This is a genomic window from Chryseobacterium potabilaquae, from assembly GCF_902728265.1.
GTDB classification, from domain to species: domain Bacteria; phylum Bacteroidota; class Bacteroidia; order Flavobacteriales; family Weeksellaceae; genus Chryseobacterium; species Chryseobacterium potabilaquae.
The window spans coordinates 1-1,120 of the sequence record NZ_CACVBR010000105.1 but is presented as its reverse complement, the minus strand read 5'-3'; the positions used below and the strand labels follow the sequence as shown (position 1 = coordinate 1,120).

Genomic DNA, 1,120 nt, shown 5'->3' with positions numbered 1-1,120 from the left:
ACATCTCCACTAAGATAGTCGCGTTGCCATAAAGCAAAATCTCTATATTGGAGAGCCATACTAGGGAGAACCGGACTTTCACCTACTAATAAAGATTTATAAATTGTACTAAGTTCTCCTAAAAAGATATCTCGGGACCAACCATCAAAGGCTATGTGATGAATAACGATAGAAAGATAATACACAGAATCCAGCTTAAAGATACACAAAGACAAGGGTACTTCCTTGGAAAGATCGAATACCCTTCCCACTTCATGAGACAAGCAACCTTCTAAATCTTCAAAACTTTCAACATCTTTAAGGGATAAATCAACAAAAGTATCGGTAACCTTTTGATAACCCATTCCTTCATGACTCGTCAAAATAACACTCCGAAGAATATCATGACGTTCGAGAAGGATAGTAAATGAATCATGCAACACAGAAAGATCTGTACCTGCATCCAAACGAAACACCATAGGAACGTTATAGGCATTACTACCTCCTTCATAGTTCTCGATAAACCATAAACGCTCCTGTGCAAAAGATAACAACTGATCCTCAGGATTATAAACCACTACAGGACGGATCAATTCACTACTTTCTGATTCTAAACCGCTCAGTACTCCCGCTAGCCCAAAGACAGTCTTATGGCTAAACACCATCGCTACACTAACCTGTAAGCCTAACCCCTGGTGAATCTTGCTAATCAGTTTAATAGCCATAATACTGTTTCCTCCCAAGCGGAAGAAATCATCATGTAAGCCGATACTTTCTACCGGTAAACCTAAAACTTCTCCATAGATCTCTGCTAATTGTTTTTCAAGGATAGTCGTTGGTGCTATATACTCCTTATCTCCGGTGAAGTTAGGTTCAGGTAAAGCCCTACGATCTAACTTTCCATTAATCGTAAGAGGAAACTCTTCTAAATGAACATACACAGAAGGAACCATATACTCTGGAAGACGTTCTGATAAATACACAGATAAATCGTCAGGATTTACCACTGTAACAGACACATAATAACCTACTAAGTATTTTAACCCTGAACTATTCTCCTTTGCCAGTACAACACTTTGACGAATACCTTCATAGCTCAATAAGGCGTTTTCTATCTCTCCTAATTCTATCCTAAATCCTC

1 protein-coding gene is annotated in these 1,120 nt (G+C 38.6%); it reads right to left on the bottom strand.

Annotation, left to right across the window (positions count from 1 at the left end):
* Window positions 1–1,120, bottom strand: a 1,120-nt coding sequence (locus CHRY9293_RS18355; protein ID WP_228455603.1) for a condensation domain-containing protein, incomplete at both ends; no start/stop codon positions are given.